We start from the raw sequence: 5,748 nt of genomic DNA, 5'->3' as shown, positions 1-5,748 counted from the left end.
ATGCTCCTGGCCGCCGCGTACATGCTGTTCCTCCTGTACCCGGCTGTCACCGCCGTGGACAGCTTCTGATCCGGACACACCAGAAGGAGAAGCGCCATGCGTCCCAACAAGCTGATGGCCCTGCTGACCCTGGCACACCTCACCCTCACCGACCGGGTACGCCGGCTTCGTGACTCCGGCGATCGGGGCAGCGAGACCACCGAGAAGGTCATGTGGATCGCGCTACTCGTCACCCTGGTTCTGGCTGTCTACGCCATCTTCCAAAGCAAGATCATCGACAAGATCACCGGGATCGACCTCTAGCCGTGGACCGCACACAAGGCAGACGATTCCGATTCGGTGGTGACCGCGGGTCGATCACCACCGAGGTGGTCCTCTACGCGCCCCTGCTGTTCCTTCTCGTCCTCGTCGGCGTGCAGTTCGCCCTGTGGGCCCTGGCCCAACTCGGCGTCCAGCACGCCGCCAACCACGCCCTGCAAACCACCAGGGTGTCCGACGGCACCGCCGCCGCCGGCCGCGCCGACGCCGCCGAGGTGCTACACCAGGTCGCCGGCCAGGTCGTCGTTGACCCGAGCGTGTCGGTCACCCGTACCGCCGACACCGCCACCGTGGCGGTGTCCGGCCGGGTGCCGGCCGTCGTGCCGTTCCTGCACCTGCGGGTCAGCACCCAGGCCAGCGCCCCGGTCGAGCGTTTTCGCCCCCTCGCCCTATCGGTGGCCCCTTGGCAGTCCGAAGTGGAGAAGGACCCCACATGACCCGCCAGCGGAGCCGCAACGGAGACCCACTTCACCGCCGGCCGATTCGGCTGCGGGGAGACCGTGGTTCGGTCAGCGTCGAGATGGCGCTGAGCTACGTACCGCTGATGGTCCTGGCCGCCCTCGCGGTGGTGGCATGCCTGCGCCTGGCCTCGGCTGCCATCGACGTCAACTCCGCCGCCTCCGCCGCAGCCCGCCAGGCGTCCCTCGCCCGCACGCCCGGCGAGGCCCGCGCCGCTGCCGCCGACGGCGCCTCCACAACCCTGGCGGGGCGGCCCTTCACCTGCCAGCCGTCCACCGTCACCGTCAACCCCGGGGCGTTCGTCCCCGGCGGGCAGGTCAGCGTCACCATAGCGTGCACCGTCCGCCTCGAAGACCTCTACGGCCTCGGCCTGCCCGGCGCGATCACCATCCGAAGCACCTCATACCAACCCCTCGACACCTACCGTGGGACAACGGGCCCATGATCCGGGTGCGTAGCCGCTTTCGGCAGGCCCGTCATGACGACCGCGGCCAGATCACGCCGTGGACGATCTTCGGCGTCGTCATCGTCCTCATCCTCGCTGGCCTGGTCCTCGACCTGGGCCTAGGCATGTCGGACAAGGTACGGCTGCTCGACGTCGCACAGGCCGCCGCCCGGGCGGGTGCCCGCGAGATCGACCTCGCCGCCTACCGGGCCACCGGCGTCGTCCAACTCCAGCCCGCCCAGGCCGCCGCAGCCGCACGGAGTTTCACCCAACAGACCGGCATCGATGGAGAGGTCACCGTATCCGCCACCCCCACCGCCGTCACCGTCACAATCAGCAGCACCCGGCCCACACAGCTGCTGCACCTCGTTGGGATCACCGCCCTGCCGGTGTCCGCGACCGCCACCGCCCTCCCTCTGACGGGAATCACCGCACCGAACTGACCAGGACCGCCACGCCACGACCGGGAGCCCCAGTGTTCGCATTCCTCGCCGCCACCACCCGCCGGCTGGCCGGACTCGGAATCCTGACGCTGCTCACCGCCGGCATGCCGTACGCGCTCATTCGGTACGTCGGCTGGCCACTACCCCACCAGGTACCCACCTGGCAGGACATCGGCGCCGCTCTCACCTCACCGCTGACCGACGCCATGCTCGGCAACGCCATCGTGTGCCTGCTCTGGGCACTGTGGGCGGCGTTCATCTGGTCGCTGATCGCCGAGGTCGCCGAAACCATCACGGGCATCCGCCTACCACAACCCCGAGCCATCGCGCCGGCCCGCGGACTCGCCGCCATCCTGGTGGCCGCAATCAGCGGCGGCGTCCTCGCCACCGCAGCCCAGGCCGCACCGACCCTCACCCAGCCAGCACAGGCGACAACCGCCCACACCAGCGCCACCGCCGCGGCCCCGGCAACCACCGTGTCCAGCACCACCGTACGGCTGGTAGGCCCGGATGGGCACCACACGCAGACCTGGCAGAAGGCCGCATCGACGTCCGCCCTGCCGAACATGGGCGATCCGGTGCCGGCCCGACTGGTAGCTGGCCACGTGACGCTCGTGTCTTCCGGGCAGACCTACACCTGCGAGGTGCGACGCGGGGACACCCTGTCGAAGACCGCCCAGCAGTGGCTCGGCGACGCCGCCCGCTGGCCGGAGATCTTCGCCCTAAACCGGGGCACCCACTTCCGCGACACCGGCGGAACCCTCACCAACCCGAACCTGATCTACCCAGGCTGGACCTTAGAGCTGCCCGACGACGCCACACCACCAGCCGACACGCTGCCACCTGCCGGCCCCGAGGCCACGGCACCCGGGCTATCAGCACCCGCTACCGAACCACCAGCACCGACGCAGCCCCCGCAAACCGGCCATCCCCCATCGGCGGACCCGTCCCCCAGCTCCACCACCCAAGTCCACAACGGTGATGACAACGTGGTGGAACCCGGGCCTCCGCCGGCCGCCACCGCCACACCGTCTAATCCCCCACCAGCCTCTGGCAGCACGGTGGCCACCCCCGAGATGCCGTCTGAAGAACAGGCCCTCACACCCAGGCCGAAACCATCACCGGGTGTCTCACTGGTCACTGGCAGTTGGCTCGACCTGGGGCTGGTTGCCGCGATCCTCGGAGCCGTCGCGCTCGTCTGGGCACACCGCCGCCGCCGCTATACCCCTCGGCCGCCCGCAGCCGAGCTGCGCCTAGATGACGCGACCGTCGAGCCGATGCCCAAGGTGATCACCCGGATCCGTCGTGGCCTGCGCCGCCCGACGCCGCCCCGGAAGACGGTCCCGGACACTCCGCTCGACGAACTCATCACGGATCCTGACGCGGACGAGCCAGACGTAACCGACGGCACGCCCCAAGTCACTCAGACGGCTGCCACGCCGAAGCCGGTCACGCCCGCAGTGGCCAGCCCAGTGATGGAGGTCTGGCCACCAGCCGGACTCGGGCTGACCGGACCCGGCGCCGAGGGGGCAGCCCGAGGCTTCCTGGTAGCCGCACTCGCGGCGGGAGGGCTCGACGAGCCCAACGGTCGCGGCTACGTCGTCATCCCCTCCGGCACCCTCGCCACCCTGCTAGGTGCCGCCGCCGTCGCCGTGCCGGACACGCCCCGGCTAAGCGTGACCGGCGGGCTCACCGACGCCCTGACGCTCCTGGAGGAACAGACCCTGCACCGCACCAGGATGTGCTTCGAGAACGAGGTAGCCACCATCACTGGCCTGCGGGAAGCGGACCCGATGGCCGAACCCGTGCCGCCGCTGGTGCTGATCGCCGACACCACCGCCGCCCACGAACGCGCCCGCATCGCCGCGCTACTCGCCCAGGGCCAGCGCCTCGACATCCATGGGGTCCTGCTCGGTGCCTGGCCCGACGGTGACACCGTCGTCGTGGCTGACGATGGTGTGACCAGCCCCGCCGTAGGCGATGCGAACCGGCACGGCCGGCATCCCGCCGATGTAGGCCGCCTCACCGTGATCGGCCCGACCGAGACCGCAGACCTACTGCGGGTTCTCGCCGAGTCTCACACCGGCGAACCCCAGCCACCGGCACCCACCGAGCCTGCGGCACGGCCCACCCCCGATGCGGGGCCGGCGGATGTCGGCAACGCGACGGTCCAGAACGACGACGAGACCGCATCACTCGCTGATCCGGCCGAGCCCGACGATGAACCAGACACCGCCGCTAGCACCACCTCACCTCCCAATCACCGAGCCGGCACCGGTGTGGTGGTCGAATCGCCCGCCCATGACGACCGTGTAGAACCCGAGGAAGACGCCGCCCAACTGGCGGACAGCGAGGCCGCCGAAGTCGGGCGGGTCGAGGTGCGAGTGCTTGGGGACACCCGCATCATTGATATCGACACCACGCAGCCGTTGCGCGGCAAGTCTCTGGAGCTACTGGTCTACCTGGCCGTTCGGGGTGGGACCGCGAGCCAGGAGGCGATTTTGGAGGACCTGCTGCCAGAGGCCACGAGCAGTAAGGCTCCGCACAGGCTCCACACCTACGTCTACAACCTGCGCCGAGTCCTCAAGCAGACCGGCGGCCCCGCCACCTACCTGTCCCACCCGGACCGCCGCTACATCCTGCACCGCGACGCCGTCGATGTGGACCTGTGGCGGATGAGCGACGCTGTCGACGAGGCGAACCGGGCCGCCAATCCCGCCGACAGGACATCCGCCCTGCGTCGCGCCGTTGACGCCTACCAAGGCCCGCTCGCCAACAACAAAGGATACGAGTGGATCGAGCCCTATCGGGAGGCCGTGCAGCGGCAGGCAGTCGACGCCGCACTCGCGCTCGCCGACGAACTCGACCAACCCGCCGAGGCGCTCGCCGTCCTCACGACCGTGATGGGGTACAGCCCCTACGCCGAGACGCTGTACCAGGCGGCCATGCGCGCCCACGCTGCGCTCGGCGACCCCGCGGCGATCCGCGACCTGCAGCGTCAGCTAGTGCCTCGTCTTTGAACGTTGATCGGGTAATGCGTCGGTTCTGAGGATGGATCAGGCAAGCTGTCTCCCAGTGCTCGTGTGGGAGGTGTTGGCCGGTGGGTAGAAGGCCGGAAGTGTTCGTCCGGCAGGTGTCGATGGCCGAGGGTCAGCGGTTGCAGCGGATCAGCCGGACGGCGAAGGATCCGGTGAAGCTGCGGCGGGCGATCGTGGTGCTGATGTCGGCTCAGGGCCAGCCGGCGCCGGACATCGCTCACCTGCTCAGTGCCAGCGAGGACTACGTCCGTGATGTGATCCACGCGTTCAACGAGCGGGGGTTCGACGCGCTGAACCCAAAATGGAGCGGGGGCGCACCGAGACGGATCGATGAGCAGACCCGCGACTGGATCTGCGTCATCGCCCGGTGCGACCCCCGTTTCCTCGGCCAGCCGTTCTCGGGCTGGTCCCTGGCCAAACTGCGCGACTACCTCATCGCCACCGGCTACGTCACCACGATCAGCGTCGAGACCGTGCGCCATGTCCTGCGCGAACGTGGCGTGTCATGGCAGGCCACCAAGACCTGGAAAGCCAGCACCGATCCCGACTTCACCACCAAGATGCGCCGGATCCTGGACCTCTACGACCACCCGCCGCCGGGCGGGCGTGTGCTGTGCGTAGACGAGTTCGGGCCGCTGAACCTGCAGCCCCGCCCCGGCCGGGCCTGGCGACCCCAGGGAAACCCCGTGCGACTACGCGCTACCTACCACCGCGACCACGGCGTACGACACATGATCGCCGCCCTCGACCTGGCCACCGGAAGGCTGCACTACCGCATCCGTGACCGTAAACGCTGGCGCGAGCTTTTTGTCCTTCCTGAAGACCCTGCGCGCCCGCTGGCCCGACCAGAAGCTTTACCTGATCTGCGACAACTTTTCCCCACACAAACACCCCGAGGTCCGCGCCTGGTGCGCCGCCAACCACGTCGAACTGGTGTTCCTACCGACGTACGCGTCCTGGCTGAACTGGATTGAAGCCGAGTTCGCCGCCGTGCGGTACTTCGCCCTCAACGGCACCGACCACCGTACCCACACCGAGCAGGACA

General features: G+C 69.2%; 6 protein-coding genes and 1 pseudogene. All 7 read left to right on the top strand.

Annotation, left to right across the window (positions count from 1 at the left end):
* Nucleotides 1-96 precede the first annotated feature (96 nt).
* Nucleotides 97-303 (top strand): hypothetical protein, encoded by a 207-nt coding sequence (locus T398_RS26465; protein WP_018827021.1) that lies wholly within the window; start codon nt 97-99, stop codon nt 301-303.
* A 2-nt stretch (nt 304-305) separates the two neighbouring features.
* On the top strand, nt 306-755 hold the full coding sequence (locus T398_RS26460) for a TadE/TadG family type IV pilus assembly protein (RefSeq protein WP_496450527.1): 450 nt from the start codon (nt 306-308) through the stop codon (nt 753-755).
* Nucleotides 752-1,222, top strand: coding sequence for a TadE/TadG family type IV pilus assembly protein (locus T398_RS26455; protein ID WP_496450526.1), 471 nt, complete (start codon nt 752-754; stop codon nt 1,220-1,222). The genes T398_RS26460 and T398_RS26455 overlap by 4 nt, the downstream gene beginning before the upstream one ends.
* The gene (locus T398_RS26450) at nt 1,219-1,665 is read left to right on the top strand and encodes a pilus assembly protein TadG-related protein (RefSeq protein WP_496450525.1); all 447 of its coding nucleotides are present in this window, start codon (nt 1,219-1,221) and stop codon (nt 1,663-1,665) included. Before T398_RS26455 ends, T398_RS26450 begins: the two co-directional genes overlap by 4 nt.
* A 32-nt stretch (nt 1,666-1,697) precedes the next feature.
* Nucleotides 1,698-4,685 (top strand): BTAD domain-containing putative transcriptional regulator, encoded by a 2,988-nt coding sequence (locus T398_RS26445; protein WP_496450524.1) that lies wholly within the window; start codon nt 1,698-1,700, stop codon nt 4,683-4,685.
* A gap of 119 nt (nt 4,686-4,804) precedes the next feature.
* Nucleotides 4,805-5,440: pseudogene (locus T398_RS26440) on the top strand (IS630 family transposase); the annotation flags it as partial.
* Nucleotides 5,441-5,483: 43 nt separating this feature from the next.
* The coding region (locus T398_RS26435) for a transposase (RefSeq protein WP_496450523.1) at nt 5,484-5,748 on the top strand (265 nt) is incomplete at its 3' end.

The organism is Salinispora goodfellowii (genome assembly GCF_059570675.1).
Note: the sequence above shows the minus strand (reverse complement) of the source record. Positions and strands in the feature narration are given on the sequence as shown.